Below are 21,972 nucleotides of genomic sequence, written 5' to 3' on the forward strand. Positions count from 1 at the left end.
CTAAGGATATGAAAAATTTAGTTAAAATCTTAGTGGCAATTTTTTGCTTAGTTTCGATCTGTGCCTATTCCAGAAATAGTAGAGAATTAAAGGTAAATCTTCAGGACACCTTTATGAAAAGATTAAAATCTTCAGGAGATACGCTGACGAAGTCCGATAGTAAAGTACTGGAGGTTCCGGACTGGACGAAAGCTCCCAATAGTTACATTTTTGATCCCGGCCAGAATAGCGAAGGTTTGTTGATTCCTGTGAAGAAGGCTTATGCTATGTGGGAAGAGGATAATTATATCAAAAGTGGTGGGATTCCTTCTGGAAAAGTAACTGCGGAGGTACTGTGGGAAGATACCCATGGTCTTATTAAATCAGGGACCAGATATTCGCTGGAAATTTCAGGCTCCAATGGAAGTGCCAGGATAAAAGTTCCCATTAACAAAGCTAAAAAAGGAAATGCCGTCATTGCGCTCAAGGTAAACAGCGATATCTATTGGAGCTGGCATATATGGGTGACTGATGATCCTACTAACGGATCCACCTATAAAAGCTTCGATAATGTTAACCGGATGAGGGCAGATGGGACGATTGAGCCTATTCCCGATTCCGATTGGAGATGGATGGACCGCAATCTTGGGGCTTTAAGCAGTTCTATTACCTCTTCAGACTGGAACCGAAGTATCGGGCTGCTCTATCAATGGGGAAGAAAAGACCCGATTCCGCCTTTGGTGACAAGAGGAAATGACTTTTATGAAGTGTCAGGATCTATAGGAAGAATAAGGCATAGAGGAGCAAAAAACTTTAACGGTGCTGTAAATATTGATAACCTCACGAAATTCGTTCCGCTCGCAAGTGCCGAAGTGACCAATAATATCAAACTTTCGGTGAAGAACCCTTTAAGCCTGATCTATGTGAATAAAGATGACAATAGTGGTCAGGCATATTATAATAACAATCTGAATCTTCCGGTAAACTGGTTCGGACGCTCCGCCGGAACTCCGGATAGCAGGCTTTCAGAGCTTAACCTTTGGTCTGATAATTCCCAGGGGCTGATTGGTCCAGGATATAACAGTAATACCAGCGCAAGGCCCTACAGGGATAAGTCTCCTTATGATCCATGCCCGAACGGGTGGCGAATTCCTTCAATGCTTGTGGCGAATCTTGCTAATTATTCCTATATAGATGATATCAGGCTGGATTTTTCGCCTTTCGGGGTAAAAACTAATATGGCTAAAAATGTTTTCGAAGCCAACAATTATTACATCATAAAACCTACTGATGCAGGGGTTCCGGCATTCATGACGGGATTCCGGGTCTATCCTAATTTCGGTTTTGATCTCTCCAATATTGGCGGGAATAATATGGGAATTTTTCCGGGAACAGGGCAGCTGATCAGGAATGCTCACCTGGGTCAATACACCGACCAGCATCATGTCGCTTTGTGGACCGCAACGATGCCCAGACACTTTGATGCTTCTCCGGCAGTACTTGCCAGAGGACTTTTTATGATCCCGGATAAAGGGCAGCCGGATGTCCCTGATCCTAGCTATCCTAATGTTAAAGGAAGGTATTTTTATATGCCGATGTTTGGAAGGCAAACATCTGAAGCCAACGGGTGCAGATGTATCAAAGATCCTCTTTACATAGTGAACAATTACGATTTTCCTACTGAATATCTGGCTCCCCAGACAGAATACAGAGAGGGAATCAATAATCCTAATACCTATCAGGCTGTCAAAAACCCAATATCCTTTACTATAGATATTCCTGTAAGTAAGGCTTTTTCAGTACAGAGCCAGCTTTTGAATAATAAGGAAATCCTGGATCCTTCCAGTTTTAATAGTTTAAAAGCCAATGTGCTGTGGACAACCAATACAGCCCTGATTAACAGAATATCAGTTATTAATCCTTCCCCGGCCTCACTTCAGGGTCTTAATGACTCCAGGGTTTCGGTGGAGATTACTCCAAATCAGAGCGGGAATGCCGTAGTGACACTCCATAATGGAAGTATCTCTTCTCCGGTGTATTGGAGCTGGCATATCTGGATAACTGATTCTACTGTAGGATCTTTTAATTATAGAACCGAACTTCCAATAGCGGAAGCTGTAAACTATGTAAATTATGTTAATAAAGCAGATGTGGTGCTTCAGACAGAATTTATGGACAGAAACCTTGGGGCAGTAGATGCATTTCCGATGGTTGTGAATGCAATGACTCCAACCGCTGCAGAGCTGGCGAAAATACGGGCCTCTACAGGTATGCATTACCAGTGGGGAAGAAAAGACCCGATTCCTACTTTTCAATATGCAGATAACAAGGCTTTCTATAATATATTTTTAGGCACAGCAGCTAATAATGGTACAGTTACTTATACCACTTTAACTCCTGCTGTGTACAATAATGTGTCAGGAAACTATATTGTTCCCTATAATACCTACGCGGCTTCAATTGTGCAGGATGCCGACAAACCGGCAGATAAAATTGCAAAAGTGCTGTCCTATTCTGTAAAGAACCCTTTGGTATATATGATTCCAAGTTCTTTTGCCCCTTATAACAGCGCATTGCCTAATTATACCAACGGAACGGACTGGCTCGCCAATGAACCGAACCTTGCTCCCGAGAGGTGGGGCAGAGGAGGAGCGAAGTCGCCTTTTGATCCATGTCCGGAAGGATGGAGAATCCCGGATGTTACCAATGTAGCACCGATTTCTTATCAGGATTTTGGACAGACGCCCTGGTATAAAAAAGATAAAAATATAGCCTCTTTTCATAGTGTAAGCCCAGATTATGCAGGATACAGGGTAAGACACCCCTCTACGACTTCTACTATAGGTTATATGTTTGTTGGACCCTCGTATATAGTTGGTAATTTTCCCGATTCAGGTTCACGGGGATTCAGAAGTGTTCTGGCTAATCAGTCTTCGCAGGGCACATTCGGGACGGTCAATTTCCAGTATCCCGGCGTTTGGACAGGAGCTTTAACATCAAACTATCTGGGAAGGGCAGTCAATGTTTTATTTAATGCAGCTTCTACATCCAACCAGTTTATCGCCTTTAATGATAATAACGATCCATATTTCGCAACCAGTTGCCGATGTGTGAGAGTGAAATATGATGCTCAGGGAAATGAAGCCGGTCCTGTTCCCCGGTTGCAGGTAACGGCTTTGGCTTCAGGAAAAGAAGCTGTCTTTTTAAACACTGCTGAAGTAAAAGAAAAGGTAAATGGAAACAAAATAACGTTATTCCCAAATCCGGTAAAGGATATCTTATATATTAATGCTTCGGAAAAAACAGGCTCTTATTATCAGATCTATAATGTTTCTGGACAGCTGGTAAAATCCGGTAAATTTGAAAACGGAAAGACAGATCTGTCAGCTCTCAATTCAGGGGTATATTTGGTGAAAATTAACAATTCTGAAGAAATTGTGAAAATTATTAAACAATAAAACTTAAAAAAGCAAGCAATAGAGCGGAACAGGATTTCCTGTTCCGCTTTTTATGACATGCATATGCTTTGCATCTATCATTATTGATGAAAAATTCTATATTATCTTTTGCGGGCACTGAATTTTGAGTTAAACCGTACACTCTAAAGGACTTGATATCTTTAAAAAAGCCCTCAGGAACGCATGTTAAACACATCTAAATATTAAATTAAACTGTTTTAACAAAAAGTATATAATAAAAAAGCTTTACTTTTGCAAAAAAATTTTTTAGAATGTCGAAAAATTTAGTAATCGTAGAGTCACCGGCAAAAGCAAAAACTATTCAGAAATATTTAGGGAAGGATTTTGAAGTGAAATCGAGTTTCGGGCACATCCGTGACCTTCCAAAAAAAGGAATGGGAATAGATCTTGCCACCTTCAGTCCTGATTACGAGGTTTCGGCTGATAAAAAGAAACTGGTAGCAGAATTAAAAGCTGCGGTAAAAAAAGCTGAGATGGTATGGCTGGCTTCCGATGAAGACCGTGAAGGAGAAGCTATTGCGTGGCACCTTGCAGATGAATTGAAATTAAAGCCTGAGAACAGGAAAAGAATTGTTTTTCATGAGATTACTAAAAATGCCATTCTAAAAGCGATTGAAAACCCCAGAGATATTGACCAGAACCTTGTAAATGCCCAGCAGGCACGAAGAGTTTTAGACAGGATCGTGGGTTTTGAAATGTCTCCGGTACTTTGGAAAAAAGTAAAACCGGGTCTTTCTGCAGGAAGAGTACAGTCTGTGGCAGTGAGATTAATTGTGGAAAGAGAAAAAGAGATCCGTGAATTTGTTCCGAAAGCAAGCTTCAAGCTGGACGGAATCTTCTTAAATAATGCAGAGCAGGAAATTGCTGCCAAACTTAAAAAAGATTTCGAAAAAGAAGAAGAGGCAGAGAAATTCCTTGAAAAAGCAAAAACTACAGAATTTAAAGTTCTGAATGTTGAAACAAAACCCGGAACACGTTCTGCATCTGCACCATTTACCACTTCCACATTACAGCAGGAAGCCTCTTCAAGATTAGGATATAACGTAACCAATACCATGCGTCTTGCACAGAGACTGTATGAAGAAGGGTATATTACCTATATGAGAACGGACTCCGTGAACCTTTCCCAGGAAGCAATCGAAGGCGCGAAAAAGCAGATTACTTCAGAATATGGAGCAGAATATTCTTCACCAAGAAATTATACCACAAAATCTGCATCTGCACAGGAAGCTCACGAAGCTATCCGCCCTACTGATTTTGCTGTGAAAAGTATCGGTGATGTCCAGTTAAACAGATTATACCAATTAATATACAGAAGAACACTGGCTTCCCAGATGGCTAACGCTAAAATTGAGAAGACCGTGATCGAAATAGGAAATGCATCACTGCCCCAGCATTTTGAAGCACAGGGTGAAGTGATCATTTTTGATGGTTTCCTAAAAGCTTATGGAATTGTAAAGACAGAAGACGATGATGAGGAAAATAATGAAAAACTGCTTCCTAAGGTACGTGTAGGCGAAATTTTAAATTATAAAAAGATCACAGCCTCAGAAAAATTCACAAGGCCAAGTGCAAGATATACGGAAGCCGGACTTGTAAAAAAGCTGGAAGAATTGGGAATTGGACGTCCATCTACTTATGCGCCGACGATCCAGACCATCCAGAACAGAGAATATGTGGACAAAAGAGAAATCGATCCTCAAACCCGTGAAGTGGTTAGGATGTCTCTTACAAAAGATAAGATCAAAAAAGAAGTTCTTGAAGAAAAATTCGGGGGCGATAAAAATAAATTTGTACCTACAGATATCGGTGAAGTCGTTAATGACTTCCTGACTGATAATTTCAAAGAAATTTTGGACTACGGATTTACGGCAAGAGTAGAAGAGAGTTTTGATGAAATTGCTAACGGAGATCAGAAATGGAAAGAAATGATGACCAATTTCTATTCAAAATTCCACCCGAGAATTGAAGATGTAGAAGAAAATGCAGACAGGGCCAATGGTGACAGACTTCTTGGAATAGATCCTAAAACAGGTAAAAACGTTCATGCAAGAATCGGAAGATTCGGAGCTATGATCCAGATCGGAGAAACGGAAGATGAAGAAAAACCAATTTTTGCTTCATTGATGACCGGGCAGAATATTGCTACCATTTCTCTGGCAGAAGCGCTGGAACTTTTCAAATTGCCATTTGAGCTTAACGAATTTGAAGGACAAGGGGTTTCCGTAGGAGTAGGAAGATTCGGACCTTATGTGAAGTGGGGGGGAACGTTTATCAGCATTCCAAAAGGAGAAGATCCTCTTTCTGTAAGCCAGGCGCGTGCAGAAGAGATCATCAACGAAAAGAAAAAAGCCGATGCGCCGATTGCTACTTATAAAGGAGATCCGGTGACCAAAGGAACTGGAAGATTCGGACCGTTCATCAAATACAAAGATATTTTTGTGAATGTTCCTAAAAAATACAATTTCGACAACCTTTCACAAAGCGATATCAACGAATTAATTGATGCCAAGCTGGAAAAAGAAGCCAACCGTTATATCCAGCAGTGGGAAAAAGAGAAGATCTCCATAGAAAATGGAAGATGGGGCCCTTTCGTTAAATTCGGAAAAGCCATGTTCAAGATCCCGAAGAAAAAAGATGATACAAAATATGAGGCTGAAGAGCTGAAAGAGGTGTCACTGGATGAGGTGAAAAAATGGATCACAGACCAGGACAAAAATGCTTTTGCAGAGAAAAAGAAGCCTGCTGCAAAGAAACCTGCAGCTAAGAAAACAGCTGCAGTGAAAAAACCAGCTGCCAAAAAGAAGTAATAGCAAAATAATTATATAAAGCCGTTAACAATTCTGTTGACGGCTTTTTTATCAACAAAAAACACCACAGCATATGAACTTGCTGTGGTTTTTTTGTATGTTTGTTCCATAAAGAAATTAATCACACATTCTCAAGTTTTCAGATTAAAAATATGGATTTTGAAGATTTTATTATTTCACCAAGAAATTTCAAAACAGAAAGCTGGCAGATCGGAAGCAGGATCTCTAAAGATATAAAAGAAGACAGTATTGTTCTTCTCTTTGTTTCGGATTACAGAGGAGCGGGCGGCGATGCGGAAGTACAGGATTTTACGGCAGTGAGAAAAGAGTTCTATAAACTTTCACAGATGGATTTTGAAATTCCTGTAGTAGACCTTGGAGATCTGGTTTCCGGAAAATCCGTTCAGGATTCTCATTATATTCTGCAGGAAGTCTTGTCGGCATGTCATTACAAAAGAGCACTTCCGGTAATTATCGGAGGATCCAATGATTTTGCTTTCTCACTCTTTTCAACATTGAATTTTCATAAAAAAAATATTAACTATACCCAGATCAGCAATATTATCTCCCTGCAGCAAGGTGAGACAATTAATGAGCATACCTTTTTGGGGAAGATTTTAGGTTCCAAAAATTTCTCCATCAAAAATTACCATCATCTGGGTTATCAGAAGCATCTGAATGAAGTGGATTCGATAAGGCTCATCAAGGAGGTGGAGTTTGATATTATCCGTCTTGCCGAAATGATGAATTCTACAGAAAAAACAGAACCCTTCTTCAGAAAAACAGATTTGGTAACCTTAAACTGCGATGCTGTTGAAAGCTTCAGTGAACCGTTTTCTATGAATCCCCAGGTAAACGGATTAAACCGGAGAGAGATATGTGCCTACATGAAAGAAATAGGATTGAGTGAAAATTTAAAATCTGTAGGGATTTTTAATTATAATATTTATTCGGAAAACCAGCTGAATCACCAGCTGCTGGCACAGATGATCTGGTATCTGATCGAGGGGATCAATATCCAGCGGTCTCATCCGAAAGAAAGGCATTACGAACTGTTCTATGTTTTGGTAGATGAGGAACAATATGCTTTCAAACGGGATACTTTCAGTAATCTATGGTATTTCGGAGAGGATGAAAATATAGAAAACTGTATTCCATGCTCCAAAAAAGACTTTGAAGAAGCAAAAAGAGGAACGCTTAATCCCAGGCTGACTTTTTAATAACACATAAGATGAAAAAAAAATTATTAGTAAGCATTATTCTGTTAACCGGAGTGGTCAGCTTCATTTATTTCTGGAATAAATATACTTACGCAGGCGAAGAAAATTATTTTTCCTCCAATACAAAACCGGAAAACGGAATGCAGATCGGAATTATTGGAGATAGTTGGGTGGTAAGGCAAAACCTGGATTCGCTTTTACAGAAAAAGCTGTTGGATAAAGGGTTGCATTCAGAAATCTATTCATCAGGAAATCCGGGAGCCAAAACCAAAAAGATCTACGAAAACCTTTTTAAAGATGATAATGAAGAATTTTCTTCCAAAAAAGTAATTGAAAGGAAACCGGATTACTGTATCATAATTGCCGGAGTGAATGATGCGGCCACCTATATGGGCCCTGAATTTTATACCTATCATATGGTGAAGATCATTAAAACGCTTCTGCATTATAACATCCGGCCGGTCGTTGTTTCCCTTCCTGAATTTGGAGCCGAAGAAAATTTTAAAAATAAAAATATAGCGAGCAGCCTCAGTAACAGGAGCGCTGAATTAGTTTTGAATGGCGGCGACCACTTTAAAATCTCGGATTACAGGAATGCTCTGCAGAAAGAATTAAAGCATGGCGGACTGAATGAAAAAGTGATCATTTTAAATTTTGATGAAGTAAGTTCTGATTATGATAAAGACAGAAGTCTGTATGCAGATCCACTTCATTTAAATAAGCAGGGTTACCAAAAGTTCAGTGAGTTTTTAGCAAAAGGAATTGTTAATTTAGAAAACGCGAAATGATGGTTTCAATTATAGTTCCCGTATATAATGTAGAAAATTACCTGGCGAAATGCCTGGACTCCCTCGTTGGACAGACGCTTCAGAATATTGAGATTTTAGTCATTAATGATGGCAGTAAAGATCGTTCAGAACTTGTCATTGAAGAATACGCACGGAAATTCCCAGATAAAATAAAAGCTTTCGCCAAAGATAACGGAGGTCTAAGTGATGCCAGAAACTTTGGTATTGAAAGAGCTTCAGGAGAATATATAGGTTTTGTGGATAGTGATGATTATGTTACGGAGACGATGTTTGAAGAAATGCTGGAAATGGCAGAAAAACATCAGGCTAAAATGGTTATCTGCAACATTCAGAAAGTAGATCAGAATGGAAAAATAACTCAGAAACTGACGCAAATTCCCAATATGTCTGAAAAAATAAATTTAGAAGATCATTTTTCTGTTTTTTCGGATCTAAGTTATTTTGCCTGCAATAAATTGTTTAAAAAAGAGCTTTTTGATAAAAAAAGATTTAAAAAAGGAATCCACTTTGAGGATATTCAGTTGATACCGCAGCTGCTTTTGGAATGTGATGTTCTGGCTCAGACGCAGAATTTTCATTATCAGTATCTGGAGCGTACGGATTCTATTACAAAAACCCACACAGAAAAAGGGCTTGATATCCTGAAGGCAGTAAAAGATGTGGAGCAGGTATTTGACAAATCCGGATATTCCCACAAAAGAGAAGAGCTTAAAAATTTTCAGATTTTTGAAGGGATATATTCTTTTTTAGCGTATCTCGCCTTTGTAAAAGACAACGAAACATTTTATAAAATGGATGGTGAACTGGCGGTTTTTATGAAAGAAAGAAAAATAAAAATTCGAGATATATTAAACTATAATCGTTTTGGTAAGAATTATCTTTTATCTTTGCCGTTGAAAAAAAAGATATTTTATCTGTTGTTTTTTGCAGGGCAAAAGAAACTGATAAGAAAATTGTTATAACACAAATGATAAGTACAATTATTTCATTTATTATATAAAACGTTGAAATGTAGCGCTTTGTGAAAGTGTTCGGGTGGTTTTATTAGAGATATTGATGATGTACTTGATAAAAAAAATGAAGAATTTTGAATTGTTCTTAAGCGAATCAGGAATTTCTATTTTTTACGTGAAAATAGGATTAGGTTTTCTGTTCTCTTTTTTAATTACCTTTTTCTCTATTCCTACCATCATTAAGATTTCCAGAAGAAAGAATCTTATGGATGAGCCGGGTATAAGAAGTTCCCATCTCAGAAAAATCCCCAATCTTGGCGGGATTGCCATCTTTTATTCAATCGGAATCTGCGCATCTATATTTGCGTATGAGCTTTTTGATCTTTACAAATTTTTATTTGCCTCATTAATTATCCTTCTGTATATAGGAGTGATGGATGACATTGTTGTCATGAGAGCCTATAAGAAACTTGTAGCTCAGATTATGGTTTCTGCATTGGCTGTAATAGGGTCCGATATTAGAATCAGAAGTTTGTTCGGAATATTCGGGATCTATGAAATGAGCTATTTTATAAGTGTGCTGTTCAGTATCATTACTTTTATTATTCTTATCAATGCTTTCAATCTGATTGACGGAATAGATGGGCTTGCCGGAGGATATTCTGTGATCTGCAGCGCCCTTTTCGGAATAAGCTATTACAGGTTGGGAGAATATAATTTCCCTTTGGTTGTCCTATCGGTTGTAATTATAGGTACTGTACTGGCATTTTTGTACTATAATTTATCCAATTACAGGACCAATAAAATATTTATGGGAGATACGGGATCTATGCTTCTCGGTTTCCTTTTAGCATTTACATCAATCTGTTTTATTGATATTTTCATAGACAGAGAGCTTCCCAATGTGCCCAGATATCACCTGCAGTCTGCACCGGCGGTAGCAGTTGCTATTCTTATTCTGCCGATTGTGGATACTTTAAATGTAATTATTGTAAGACTGTGCAATAAAAAGTCACCTTTTGATGCGGACAAAAACCACATTCATCACAAGCTGTTGAAATTAGACCTTACCCATAGGCGCTCTACATTTTACATTATAGTTTATTATCTGATGATTGTAGCTGTGGCCTATTATTTAAGACATATCAATGTAAATCTCCTTCTTTTGATCATCGTTTTATTAGGCTTTTCTGGAGCTTATCTTCCGGATCTTATCTATCATTTACGAAATAACAAGAAAATAAGAAATTAATTTTTACTTTTGCAAATAATATCCCAATATGATGAAGAACTTGAAATATTTATTTTTACTATTTCCCCTTTTAATTACATCCTGCATCACTAAAAAAGATGTAAGGTATATGCAGCCCAGCGAGAGTCTTGTAATCAATGAAGAAGGACTTATTCCCTACAATATTCCTATTTATAGAATTACAAAGAATGATATTCTTAATCTCAATATTGTAACTACGCCCAAGGGAGATGCTGCACAATTTTATTCATCTCTGAATTCTTCCGGAGGATCCGGAGGCTCGAATTCTGCAATAGGAGGAGCTGGTTCCTCCGGAGGTTCTGCCAACGGTGGAAATGTGAATTTTTATTTTAACGGTCTGAAAGTAGATCCTAAAGGAGATATCAATGTTTTCGGAATAGGATACGTGAAAGCAGAAGGAAGAACATTGGAAGATGTTACTCAGGAGCTTCAGGAGAAGGTAAATGAAAACTTTCAGGAAGGAAAATCAGAAGTAAGATTGAATACAAACGGGATCACCTATTATATTCTCGGAGATGTGGAGACTACAGGTCTTTCAGGAGAAAAGGTAGTCCATAAAAATACGCTGACTATTACGGAGGCACTGGCCATTAACGGAGGGTTAAACAGAACTATCGACCGTACTAATATTGTTATCCACAGAAAATTGCCCGAAGGAATTAAAAAGGCAAAAATAGACCTTACCCGCGAAGATATCATGAATTCCCCGTACTATTACGTACAGAATGGTGACGAAATTTATCTGAATACCAGAGGAAAAAGCTTGAACGGATTTGGAAAAGATCCTGTACAGACTTTAACCACTGGGGTATCGGTGATTACTACAGCATTATCAATTTATCTGCTTCTTAAAAACCTTTAACCATGATTCCAGACAAAGACACCAAAATAGGGAAGAACGAACCCCAGAAGGAAAAGTACGGATCGTTTGCATTGTTTGATATCGAACATTTTCTGAGAAGAATACTCAAAAACTGGTACTGGTTTGTATTTATGCTGTTTATCGGATACCTGATTTCATGGGTATACAGTAAATATTATGCGCAGAATATTTATGCATCAGACCTCTCTCTGAGCATCTCCAATAATACCTCCAGCTATTTTACTCCAAGCCAGTCCATCAACTTTATCTGGGGACAGAACGGAAACCAGGATGGAGTTTATCTTAAGAAAATGCTGTTATCCAGATCTCATAACGAGTTTTTGGTAAAAGAGCTGGACCTTTTTGTTAATTATTCTACCAAAGGGTTGATCAAATCAACTTATATTGATAAAACTGATTCACCGGTTTTTCTTCAGATTGACAAAAAACACCTTCAGCAGGTTAATTATCCTATTACCCTGATCCCGAAAGGAGGGGATTCTTATGAAGTTGTTCTTCCGGAAGAAGGGCAGTCTACCAGTTTATATAGCTATGAATCAGAAGGATTTCAATCGGTTAATGGATTTAATAGACCTGCGAACAAGACTATAAAAGTAAACGAATGGTATAATTCTCCAAATCTTAGATTCAGACTGCTTAAGAATACGGTGACACCGAATATAAAAATTGAAAACATTATCGTAAAGCTTAATACTGTAAATCAAAGTGTTAATGAGATTGTTTCTACAATTGGAGTAGAGTTTGATAAGGAGATCGGAACCATCATGATTATCAATAAAAAAGGGTTTAATCTTAATAGTACTGTAAATTTCTTAAATAAATCTGTAGCCGAGCTTCAGAAAAAAAGGCTGGCAGACAAAAATATAATTAATAAGAATACAGACGTTTATCTGCAGAATAATATAGATGGCATTCGCCGGAAACTCGACTCAAGCGCGACAGTTCTAAACTATCTGAAAACTTCTGAAAAGCTTTATAATATTAAAGACAGGGATGAAAAATCTCTGGAAAAAATAAAAGATCTTGAAGCAAGAAAGGCAGATATTGTTAGCAAAATCAGTTCACTGAATAATATTAAGAATACACTTCAGGCTAAGGATTTTGATAAAATGATCAGCACCAATGCTGCCGGTTTTGAGGACGGTTTCTTTACGGCTTCTGTCACAGAGCTTAAAGCTTTGTATATGAAGAAAAGAGAAATGGCAACCATTTATAAGCCGAATTCAGAGCCAATGAGAGAAATAGACAGGCTTATCAATGAGGCGAGAACGGGCTCATCCGGTTCTTTACGAAATTATTATACGAAATACTATGATGAAATCAATAAGATAGACAGACAGGTAGCAGAAGCCAATTCTGATCTTACTTCTTATCCTGAGAAAGAAAGAAAATATCTGGATGCAGAAAGAGGATACAATATGATTGAGGCGACTTATAACAGCCTTTTGAATAGACAGAACGAGGCACAGATGAAAGTGGCTACCAACCAGTCTGATATTACAGTAATTGACCCTGCAAAGAATTTGGGACAGTCTCCGATTGGCCCCAATGTAAAAGCAATAAAATCAGCAATCATGTTTGGTTTATTGCTACTTCCGTTATTATTTATTCTGGTTGGGGAATTACTGGATAACAGAATCCGAAATATCAAAGAATTGTTGGGTGCAACGAAAATCCCGCTTCTTGGTGTTATCGGTAACAATACCAATGAGAATATGCTTACTGTTTTAGAACAGCCTAAATCATCAGTGTCAGAGGCGTTCAGAGGAATCAGGGCAAGCATGAGATTCCTGATGGAAAATAATAAAGAAGACGGTAAAGGGAAAGTTATTTTGGTTACTTCCTCCATCGGTGGAGAAGGAAAAACCTATATTTCTATCAACTTAGCCTCAGTAATAGGGTTAAGTGACAAAAAAACAATCCTGCTTGGGATGGACCTTAGAAAACCTAAGATTTTTGGGGATTTTAAAATCGATAATAAATATGGTATTTCCAATTATCTGACAGGAGAAGTAAACATAGAACAGATTATTAATAAGACTAAAATTCCTAATCTGGATGTGGCTACTTCCGGACCGATCCCTCCGAATCCGTCCGAACTCTTAATGAGCGACAGAAATATCAAATTTTTAGAAGAGCTGAAAGAGAAATATGATTTTATCATCATTGATTCACCGCCAGTAGGTCTAGTAGCTGACTCTTATGAGCTGATGAAACATTCAGATGCTAATATTTATGTGGTTCGTCACGAATATACTGAGAAATATATGCTGAAGATGATCACGGAAAAATATCATAGTGATGAGATCAGTCATTTAGGGCTTATATATAATGATTATAATAAGAAGCAGGGGTATGGTTATGGATACGGCTATGGTTATGGATACGGCTATGGATACGGATATTTTGATGAAGATAAAAATTACAAGGAGCCATTGTTAATCAAAATACGAAATAAGGTTCAAACAATATTTAATAAAAAATAACGTTTTAAACCCTCAGCAAATGGGGGTTTTTTTATACATTCAGTAGTGGGAATCTAAGGAAAAAAGAATATTTTTGGCACTTTGTCGTTTACTTTATAACAAATTATGTTTTTTTGTTTATTTTTAACTATACATTAAGAATATCATTAATATAAAAATGTTTTATATTTGCAAAAATTAAATTTTAAAATAACCATAAATCCATATTCTTTTATGAATAAAAAATTATTGTTTAGCTTTCTTGCCTTCCTTGGAGTGGTAAGTGTTAAAGCACAAAGAAACGAATTGGGAGTTCGTCTGGGAATGAGTAACCTTGTTGGGGACATAGGAAGGACCAATTATATTTTACAAAAGCCGTTGGATTTAGACAGAATGTCAGATTGGGGTTTCCCTTTCTATGGTGGTTTATTATATAGATTTAATTTTAACCCGCACCAAACCGTTAGATTGGACTTAGGATACAACCAGATCCAGTTTAGTGATAAAGCTGCAAAAGAAGAATACAGAGTGAATAGAAATTCATACGGAAAAAATAACGTATACGAAGCAAGCTTAATGTTCGAATACAACTTTTTCCCTGTCAATAATGAACAGGTAAGTATGGTGAGCCCTTATATCTTCGGTGGTATCGGTGCGTTGATGTTTGATGCCCCTAAAGCTAACCTTGTAAACGATTTTAGAAGAGATGCGGACGGAGTGGCTCAGGCTCCCCTTAATGAACTGGATTTTAAAACAACCCCGGAATATTCATTAGGAAAAAAAGTAACAATGCATATCCCTTTTGGGGTAGGTTTAAAGTATAAGTTCAAGCATAATTGGGCTATATTTGCAGAAGCTACATTTAGATATACGCTGACGGATCAGCTTGATCACAGCAAAATACTTTCTAAAGACGTAACATCCAGCTTTAATGCAGATATTTTGGATCCCACTACAGGCGGTTCACTGTTACAGTCAGGAAACTATTATGCAGTCTCTAAAGAAAGAGAGCAGGAACTTATTAACAAAAGAAATATAGGAGATGAAAGGTCTAAGGACTGGATGAATACTTTTAGTTTAGGACTAACCTATTCATTCGGAAGACCTCCATGCTATTGTGATTAATTAATATGTCGTTGATTAAAAATAAAATAAATTCTCAGAATTTACCGAAACACGTCGCCATTATTATGGATGGCAATGGAAGATGGGCAAAAACACGTGGCGAAGAAAGAACTTTCGGACACAAGAATGCCATTAATGCAGTAAGAAATGCCATTAATGCCTGTAATGAGATTGATATACCTTATTTAACACTGTATACATTTTCTTCTGAAAACTGGAGCCGTCCCGCAGATGAAGTAAGTACACTGATGAATCTGCTGGTGGAAACCTTATTGCTTGAAGCTGAAGAAATCTTTAGCAAAGGACTCAGAATGCATGTTATAGGAAACCTGGAAAAGCTTCCTTCTCTCGTGAGAGAACAGCTTGAACGTGTAGTAGAGCTTACAAAAGAAAACACAAAAGGCAATTTAGTACTGGCAATAAGCTACGGCTCACAGAATGAAATATTAGATGCCGTAAAAAACATCAGTTCCGATGTAAAAGAAGGTAAAGTTGATATTGAGAATATTGATGAAAAATTATTCGAAAATTACCTTTATACAAAAGACTTTCCTCCTGTAGACCTGCTGATCAGAACCAGCGGGGAAATTAGAATAAGCAACTTCCTTCTTTGGCAGATTGCCTATGCGGAATTACAGTTTTTAAATGTCCTGTGGCCGGATTTTACAAAAGACATCTTCTTCCAGTGTATTGTTGATTATCAAAATAAAGAAAGAAGATACGGCTTAACTGGTGATCAGATAAATGCCCAATAAATTTAAAGAAAAGAAAGACTCGATAAAATGAAGTTTAGACTATTACCCATCATAATGTTTGCTGCTTCGGCGCATTTTTATGGACAAGTAACTCCTCAGGACAGCACTAAAGTAAATAATGCTGTACACGCAGAAAATGAAGCAGGAACTTACACTCTTAAAGACATTGTTGTAGATGGGGTAAAAAAATATACGCCAGCACAGATCTTAAGATTTACTGGCTTAACCAAAGGAGAAGCTGTAGATATTCCGGGACAGAAAATCAGCAATGCTGTTAAAAAGCTTTGGGATACCCAGTCTTTTTCAGAAGTTGAAGTTTATGTTCAGAGTATTGAAGGGCAGACCGTAATTTTGAGATTCTACCTTGAAGACCTTAAAGAACTTGGAGAAGTAAAATTCACAGGTAAAGGGATCAGTAAATCTAAAAATGAGAAACTGACAAAAGACAACAATTTAAAGCCCGGAACGAAAATCACTCAAAACCTGATCTCTAGCCTTAAAACTAAAGTGCCTCAGGATTACGTGAAAAAAGGCTTTGCTGATGCTAAAATTACCATTCAGGACAAAGTGAATGCTAATGATCCGTCCATGGTAGACTGGACCATCAATGTAGAGAAGGGCAAAAGAATAAAAATTGACCATATCGAATTTGAAGGCAACACAAGCGTTACAGATACAAAGCTTAGGAAAAAAGCCTTCAAAGAAACCAAACAGAGAAGATTTGGTATCGGAGGAATCCTGAAATCTTCAAAATTCATTGAAGAAAAATACCAGGAGGACAAACAGAGCCTTATCAGCTACTATAACTCTTTAGGATATAGAGATGCCAAGATTGTTTCAGATTCCGTATGGAGAAACAAGAGAAATAACTATGAAATCAATGTAAAACTTAATGAAGGTAAAAAGTATTATATCGGAGATGTTACATTCACCGGAAATACCGTTTACTCTACAGAATATTTACAGAGATTATTAGGCTACAAAAAAGGCGATATCTATGATGCCGTAGGTTTCAATAAAAAAGTAGGAGAAGACGGAGGTAAAGAAGATGACTCAGATATTAAATCTGTGTACATGAATAACGGTTACCTTTTCTCTAACGTAACACCGGTAGAAAAATCCGTATCAGGAGATGCTGTAAATCTGGAGATCAGAATCAATGAAGGAGAGCAGGCTACATGGAATAAAGTAACATGGCAGGGGAATACAACTACCCATGACCATGTTGTGCTGAGAGCTCTAAGAACAAAACCGGGGGAGCTTTTCAAGAAAACAGAAATTAAAAGAACCTACTTCGATTTAGCAGGAATGTCCTTCTTTGACCCACAGCAGGTAGGACAGGATATTCAGCCAAATCAGCAGGATAATACCGTGGATATCAATTGGAAGCTGGTAGAAAAAGGTTCTTCCCAGGTACAGTTACAGGCTGGTTATGGAGGTAACAGCTTTATCGGGACATTAGGACTTACATTCAATAATTTCTCTTTAAAGAACTTCCTTAAATTCAAAGACTTTAAGCCGGTACCTCAGGGAGACGGACAGACTTTATCTATTCAGGCTCAGGCAGGACAGTATTTCCAAAACTATGGAATTTCATTTACCGAGCCATGGTTATTCGGGACAAGGCCGACTGCCCTTTCAGTAAGTTTAAACACTTCCAGAGTAAAATATAATGACAGTAACGGGCTTGATCAAAAGCTTAACATCTTCTCGGCTTCAGTAGGTTTGAACAGATTACTGAACTGGCCGGATGACTACTTCTCATTATACACAGGAATCCAGTTCCAGAAATATAAATTCAGTAACTATCCGTTCCAGTTTGGAGATATTACAGAATACTACGGTGATGCCAATAACTTAAGTCTTAACCTAGGTTTAAGCAGAAACTCAGCGGGTATTGACCCTATCTTCCCGACAATGGGTTCAAATATTGAAGTTTCTGCAAAACTGACTGCGCCTTACTCATTGTTCAGTAATAAAGATTATTCTACCATGTCGCCGGTTGACAAATATAAGTGGATGGAATTCTACAAAATAAAATTCAAGGCTGATGTATATAACGAGGTTGCAGGAAAGCTTGTATTGAGATCTTCCGCTGAAATGGGATTCATGGATGGCTATAACAAAAAACTTGGTGCTCCGCCATTCGAAAGATTCTATGTAGGAGGTACAGGTTTATTTGGAGGTAGATATGACGGACGTGAATTGATTCCGTTGAGAGGATATGAAAATGCTTCAACATACGGTGGGGAACTAGAAGATATTACCCAAAAAGGAGGAGGTACAATCTATAACAGATTTACACTAGAATTAAGATACCCGATCTCAATGAACCAAACGGCTAAAATCTATGCACTTACCTTTGCGGAAGGTGGTAACGTATGGAACTCCTGGAGTGCATACAACCCATTCCAGCTAAAAAGATCTGTGGGAATTGGTGTAAGGGTTTATATGGGAGCTTTTGGTTTGATCGGATTTGACTTTGCTTACGGATTTGACAAAACTGTTTTCGGAACAGAGCCATCTGGATGGAAAACACACTTCCTGATGAACCAATCATTATAATTCACACATATGAAGAACTTTAAAATCATTTTCACATCTGTATTGTTCCTGCTTTTCGGGCTTTCAAATGCTCAGAAAGTTGGGATAGTAGATACAGGCTATATTTTAGATAAACTGCCTCAATACAAAGAAGCAGAAGCAAGATTGAATGCTCAAATCGATACATGGCAGTCAGAACTTCAAAATCTGCAGTCAGAATACGAAAGAAAAAAATCTGCATTTGAAAGTGAAAAAGTACTGTTGATAGGTGATCAGTTAAAGCTTAGAGAAAAAGAAGTAATGGATCTTGAAAAAAATATCAAAACAACTACCAGCTTACGTTTTGGAGCCAACGGCGAAATTACCAAGCTGAGAACAAACCTGGTTGTACCATTTCAGGATCAAATCTGGACAGCTGTCAAAACAATGGCTGAGAAAAATGGATTGGGCACGGTTCTTGATAAATCCGATAACAATGTGCTTTTCCTGCTGCCAAGATATGATTACACAGAAAAAGTATTAAACATCTTATTAAAAGGATCTGCTGCATCTGATAAGAAAGAAAAAACGAGCAGCAAAAGTAAAAAGTAAATTTAAATTAACTTTTACTTAAAATTAAAATCTAAAAACAAATTAAATTATTTATTTTACCAATTATGAAAAAATTAAGTGTATTATTTGCCGCGGTAATAATGGTTGTATCGGTAAGTATGGCAAAAGCTCAGAAATTAGCTACTGTAGATTTAATGGGAGTTCTTAATGCAATGCCTGAAAAGAAAAAAGCAGATACTGACATAAAAGCTTTCTTAGATGCAAAACAAGCGGAGATCAAGAAAAAAACAGATGCTGCTCAAACTAAGTTCCAGCAATATCAAGCTGAGGCTGCTAAAAAAACTGCTGAAGAAAACACTGCTAGAGAAGCAGAAATGAAAAAATTAGGAGAGGAAATCCAACAAATGCAAGAGAAGGCTCAAAAAGATCTTCAGGCTAAGCAGGATGTTGCTTTCGGACCAATAGAGAAAAAATTGAACGATGCAATCGAGAAAGTTGCTAAAGCTAACGGATACGAGTTCATCATGGATGCAAATGCAGGAGCATTAGTATACAAAGCTGGGGCAGATGCTACAGCTGCTGTTAAGAAAGAATTAGGGATCAACTAATAAATTAACAAAGTTTTATAAATTAACCGCCTCTTTTAAAGGCGGTTTTTTTATTTTTGCGCTATGGAAAAAGAAGTATCAACGACTGTAAAAGTAAGGTTCAGCGATTGTGATCCGATAGGACATTTGAATAATGTAAAATATTTAGACTATATGTTCAATGCCAGAGAAGATCACGTAGAAACATTTTATGGATTTACATACGAGGAATATACCAAAAAGACCGGATGTACATGGATTGCCATTCAAAATGAGATCGCTTATTTAAAAGAAGTGAGATACAATACTCAGGTTGTGATCAGCAGTAAAACCATAGAAGTACAAGACAGAACGGCTAAAGTAGAAATACTCATGAAAAGCCTGGACGAAAAAACGGTTCATGCCGTATTGTGGGTTACAGTGATTTATTTTAATCTTAAAACAAGAAGATCAGAAATTCACCCTCAAGACATAAGAGAAACCTTTGGGAAATTCTTTGTAGATCTTGAGCAGAAAGATTTCCAGCCTAGAGTGAAGTTCCTAAGATCTCAGAACGCAAAAAATTCGTGATCAGGTGATGCCGGAAAATAACCTGTTTTTTGTAGCCGGGTATTTTTAAGCATATCTTAATAAAATAATAAGTTTCAGATGAAAAAAATAGCAGTAATAGGAAGCAATGGACAGTTGGGGAACTGTATCAGGAAAATTGCCCCTGATTTTGAAAATACCTATGAATTCATATTTACAGATTCCCAGATTCTGGATATTACGGACGAAGATAAGGTTAATGACTTCTTCTATGACAATAAGCCAGACTACTGTATCAATGCTTCGGCATATACCGCAGTTGACTTAGCCGAAAAGGAAAAAGATAAGGCATTTGCTGTAAATGCTGATGGTGTAGCCTATCTTGCCCAGGCCTGTGCAGATCATAAATGCATCTTGATCCATGTTTCCACCGACTATGTTTTTGATGGAGATACAAACCTTTCCTACTCAGAAGATGATTTTACCAATCCAACCGGAGTTTATGGAGAATCAAAAAGAAAAGGGGAAGAGCTGGCTCTGGAAAACAATCCAAAAACTATTATTTTAAGAACCTCTTGGCTGTATTCAGAGTTCAATAAGAATTTCGTTAAAACAATGCTGGCCCTATTCTCTCAAAAACAAGAGCTTGGAATTGTAGCTGATCAGTTTGGACAGCCTACCAACGCAAATGATCTTGCAGAAGCAATCATGAGCATTATCGAAACTCCAAATAAAACCTTTGGTATTTTTCATTTTTCAAACTATCCGGAAACCACCTGGTTTGATTTTGCCAAAAAAATTGCTGAATTTTCAGACTCTCCAGTAAAATTAAACCCTCTGACAACAGATCAGTATCCTACTCCTGCAAAAAGACCATCTAGAAGTACAATGTCTTTGGATAAAATAGAAGAGGTATACAAGATAGAACTTAAGCATTGGGAAAATAGTCTTGAAGAAGCTGTCAAAACATTAACACAACAATAGATATGATCAAGAACCTGGCAGTTGCCATTTCCATATTCTGTGTTCATCTGTATAATGCACAGAATGTATACCTTTCAAAAGTGGAAAAAACCAACGATAATACAGATAAATTTCTCTATAAAAAGATAGAGACTGCAATGGATGCCGAATATCTGGGAGAAATTGAAGTCCAGGGATTTTCAAGAGATGATGCAGCTGTCTTTTCCTTGATATATAAAAAAGCAAAAGAAATAGGGGCCAATACTTATTCGTTCAAACCTTTTGAAAATATAGATGGAACTCCTCAGGTTCTCAATCCATCTAACTACAGGATTGCCCTATATTATACTCCCAAAGAAAAGCTGGTTAACCAGAACGGGAAGCTTTACGTTTTTGCCTCCTCTGATAAAGATCAGAAAATTAATATTAATAAGAAAGACTATCTACTTACGCCTAGGTCCTATATTACTCTCGATATTACTCCGGGAGAAGTATATACAATATCAACAAAGAAACTTTTAGGTTCTACTATTAAGGTTCAGCCTAAAACAAATGATGAAAACCTATACTTTCAGATTTCTTCGCTCAAAGTAAAATCAGATACTTCTGGAATAGGTGGTTTAAATTTGAAATCCGGCGATATTATCGGATTAGAAAAATCATATGCAGAGTTTTTAAGCCTGATCTACATTCAGAATAAACAGTAAATAACCATTAATGGCAAATTGATAGTGGAAATTAAACAGAAGTTTAAAATTTTTCATCCTGCATACCAGTAATTTACGGTTTTATATTATACAATTATGAATTTTATGTTAAATAGGTTTGTTTTTAGGGATAATAAGTTGTTATCTTTGCCCCACTGAAAACGAGAGTATAGCAGTAGCGCAGAAGAGCTTTTGGATAAGCATAACTATTTAAAGCGAGCTTACCGGATATAGAGGAAAATGCCTAACAATATTTTAGAAATAAAAGTTGCGGGGTTTGATTTTTTTTGTATCTTTGCAGTCCGGTTAAACGGAGCGCAGGAGTAAGTAAAGATTGAGT

Annotated in this window: 16 protein-coding genes; all 16 read left to right on the forward strand. The window is 37.3% G+C overall.

What is annotated here, in order from left to right:
- Positions 1-8 precede the first annotated feature (8 nt).
- The 16 genes from J2T03_RS15130 (at position 9) to J2T03_RS15205 (ending at position 21,632) form a co-directional block, all read left to right on the forward strand.
- Positions 9-3,437 (forward strand): T9SS type A sorting domain-containing protein, encoded by a 3,429-nt coding sequence (locus tag J2T03_RS15130; protein ID WP_307212306.1) that lies wholly within the window; start codon positions 9-11, stop codon positions 3,435-3,437.
- A gap of 272 nt (positions 3,438-3,709) precedes the next feature.
- A complete protein-coding gene (gene topA, locus J2T03_RS15135; protein WP_307212308.1) occupies positions 3,710-6,268 on the forward strand; it encodes a type I DNA topoisomerase in 2,559 nt (852 codons plus the stop codon).
- 152 nt (positions 6,269-6,420) lie between these two features.
- Complete coding sequence (locus J2T03_RS15140) at positions 6,421-7,488, forward strand: formimidoylglutamase (RefSeq protein ID WP_307212310.1); 1,068 nt, start codon at positions 6,421-6,423, stop codon at positions 7,486-7,488.
- Positions 7,489-7,499: 11 nt separating this feature from the next.
- On the forward strand, positions 7,500-8,276 hold the full coding sequence (locus J2T03_RS15145; protein ID WP_307212312.1) for an SGNH/GDSL hydrolase family protein: 777 nt from the start codon (positions 7,500-7,502) through the stop codon (positions 8,274-8,276).
- Positions 8,273-9,259, forward strand: coding sequence for a glycosyltransferase family 2 protein (locus tag J2T03_RS15150; protein ID WP_307212316.1), 987 nt, complete (start codon positions 8,273-8,275; stop codon positions 9,257-9,259). The genes J2T03_RS15145 and J2T03_RS15150 overlap by 4 nt, the downstream gene beginning before the upstream one ends.
- Before the next feature lie 115 nt (positions 9,260-9,374).
- Positions 9,375-10,502, forward strand: a complete 1,128-nt coding sequence (locus tag J2T03_RS15155) for a glycosyltransferase family 4 protein (RefSeq protein WP_306841695.1) — start codon at positions 9,375-9,377, stop codon at positions 10,500-10,502.
- A 28-nt stretch (positions 10,503-10,530) separates the two neighbouring features.
- On the forward strand, positions 10,531-11,385 hold the full coding sequence (locus J2T03_RS15160; RefSeq protein WP_307212318.1) for a polysaccharide biosynthesis/export family protein: 855 nt from the start codon (positions 10,531-10,533) through the stop codon (positions 11,383-11,385).
- Between the two features lie 2 nt (positions 11,386-11,387).
- Positions 11,388-13,892 (forward strand): exopolysaccharide transport family protein, encoded by a 2,505-nt coding sequence (locus tag J2T03_RS15165; protein WP_306841697.1) that lies wholly within the window; start codon positions 11,388-11,390, stop codon positions 13,890-13,892.
- Positions 13,893-14,105: 213 nt separating this feature from the next.
- Complete coding sequence (gene porG / locus J2T03_RS15170; protein ID WP_307212320.1) at positions 14,106-14,996, forward strand: type IX secretion system protein PorG; 891 nt, start codon at positions 14,106-14,108, stop codon at positions 14,994-14,996.
- A 5-nt stretch (positions 14,997-15,001) separates the two neighbouring features.
- Positions 15,002-15,751 carry an isoprenyl transferase gene (locus tag J2T03_RS15175; protein ID WP_306841702.1) on the forward strand — a complete coding sequence of 250 codons (750 nt, stop codon included), beginning with the start codon at positions 15,002-15,004 and terminating at the stop codon, positions 15,749-15,751.
- Between the two features lie 27 nt (positions 15,752-15,778).
- Positions 15,779-18,316 carry an outer membrane protein assembly factor BamA gene (bamA, locus tag J2T03_RS15180; RefSeq protein WP_306841704.1) on the forward strand — a complete coding sequence of 846 codons (2,538 nt, stop codon included), beginning with the start codon at positions 15,779-15,781 and terminating at the stop codon, positions 18,314-18,316.
- 9 nt (positions 18,317-18,325) lie between these two features.
- On the forward strand, positions 18,326-18,886 hold the full coding sequence (locus J2T03_RS15185) for an OmpH family outer membrane protein (protein WP_306841705.1): 561 nt from the start codon (positions 18,326-18,328) through the stop codon (positions 18,884-18,886).
- Positions 18,887-18,951: 65 nt separating this feature from the next.
- Entirely contained in the window at positions 18,952-19,455 is a 504-nt protein-coding gene (locus J2T03_RS15190; protein WP_306841707.1) for an OmpH family outer membrane protein, read from the forward strand.
- 63 nt (positions 19,456-19,518) lie between these two features.
- Complete coding sequence (locus J2T03_RS15195; protein ID WP_111958713.1) at positions 19,519-20,004, forward strand: acyl-CoA thioesterase; 486 nt, start codon at positions 19,519-19,521, stop codon at positions 20,002-20,004.
- Positions 20,005-20,082: 78 nt separating this feature from the next.
- On the forward strand, positions 20,083-20,946 hold the full coding sequence (gene rfbD, locus J2T03_RS15200; RefSeq protein ID WP_307212323.1) for a dTDP-4-dehydrorhamnose reductase: 864 nt from the start codon (positions 20,083-20,085) through the stop codon (positions 20,944-20,946).
- A gap of 2 nt (positions 20,947-20,948) precedes the next feature.
- Positions 20,949-21,632 carry a hypothetical protein gene (locus J2T03_RS15205; RefSeq protein WP_307212325.1) on the forward strand — a complete coding sequence of 228 codons (684 nt, stop codon included), beginning with the start codon at positions 20,949-20,951 and terminating at the stop codon, positions 21,630-21,632.
- The last annotated feature ends 340 nt before the right edge of the window (positions 21,633-21,972 follow it).

Origin of the sequence: Chryseobacterium lathyri (assembly GCF_030812195.1) — a bacterium.
In the GTDB taxonomy this organism is placed as follows: Bacteria; Bacteroidota; Bacteroidia; order Flavobacteriales; family Weeksellaceae; genus Chryseobacterium; species Chryseobacterium lathyri_A.

What these genes read in the sequence shown, in the direction of transcription:
- J2T03_RS15130 (WP_307212306.1), top strand. Translation starts at nt 9, where the DNA reads ATGAAAAATTTAGTTAAAATCTTAGTGGCAATTTTTTGCTTAGTTTCG.
- topA (WP_307212308.1), top strand. Translation starts at nt 3,710, where the DNA reads ATGTCGAAAAATTTAGTAATCGTAGAGTCACCGGCAAAAGCAAAAACT.
- J2T03_RS15140 (WP_307212310.1), top strand. Translation starts at nt 6,421, where the DNA reads ATGGATTTTGAAGATTTTATTATTTCACCAAGAAATTTCAAAACAGAA.
- J2T03_RS15145 (WP_307212312.1), top strand. Translation starts at nt 7,500, where the DNA reads ATGAAAAAAAAATTATTAGTAAGCATTATTCTGTTAACCGGAGTGGTC.
- J2T03_RS15150 (WP_307212316.1), top strand. Translation starts at nt 8,273, where the DNA reads ATGATGGTTTCAATTATAGTTCCCGTATATAATGTAGAAAATTACCTG.
- J2T03_RS15155 (WP_306841695.1), top strand. Translation starts at nt 9,375, where the DNA reads ATGAAGAATTTTGAATTGTTCTTAAGCGAATCAGGAATTTCTATTTTT.
- J2T03_RS15160 (WP_307212318.1), top strand. Translation starts at nt 10,531, where the DNA reads ATGATGAAGAACTTGAAATATTTATTTTTACTATTTCCCCTTTTAATT.
- J2T03_RS15165 (WP_306841697.1), top strand. Translation starts at nt 11,388, where the DNA reads ATGATTCCAGACAAAGACACCAAAATAGGGAAGAACGAACCCCAGAAG.
- porG (WP_307212320.1), top strand. Translation starts at nt 14,106, where the DNA reads ATGAATAAAAAATTATTGTTTAGCTTTCTTGCCTTCCTTGGAGTGGTA.
- J2T03_RS15175 (WP_306841702.1), top strand. Translation starts at nt 15,002, where the DNA reads ATGTCGTTGATTAAAAATAAAATAAATTCTCAGAATTTACCGAAACAC.
- bamA (WP_306841704.1), top strand. Translation starts at nt 15,779, where the DNA reads ATGAAGTTTAGACTATTACCCATCATAATGTTTGCTGCTTCGGCGCAT.
- J2T03_RS15185 (WP_306841705.1), top strand. Translation starts at nt 18,326, where the DNA reads ATGAAGAACTTTAAAATCATTTTCACATCTGTATTGTTCCTGCTTTTC.
- J2T03_RS15190 (WP_306841707.1), top strand. Translation starts at nt 18,952, where the DNA reads ATGAAAAAATTAAGTGTATTATTTGCCGCGGTAATAATGGTTGTATCG.
- J2T03_RS15195 (WP_111958713.1), top strand. Translation starts at nt 19,519, where the DNA reads ATGGAAAAAGAAGTATCAACGACTGTAAAAGTAAGGTTCAGCGATTGT.
- rfbD (WP_307212323.1), top strand. Translation starts at nt 20,083, where the DNA reads ATGAAAAAAATAGCAGTAATAGGAAGCAATGGACAGTTGGGGAACTGT.
- J2T03_RS15205 (WP_307212325.1), top strand. Translation starts at nt 20,949, where the DNA reads ATGATCAAGAACCTGGCAGTTGCCATTTCCATATTCTGTGTTCATCTG.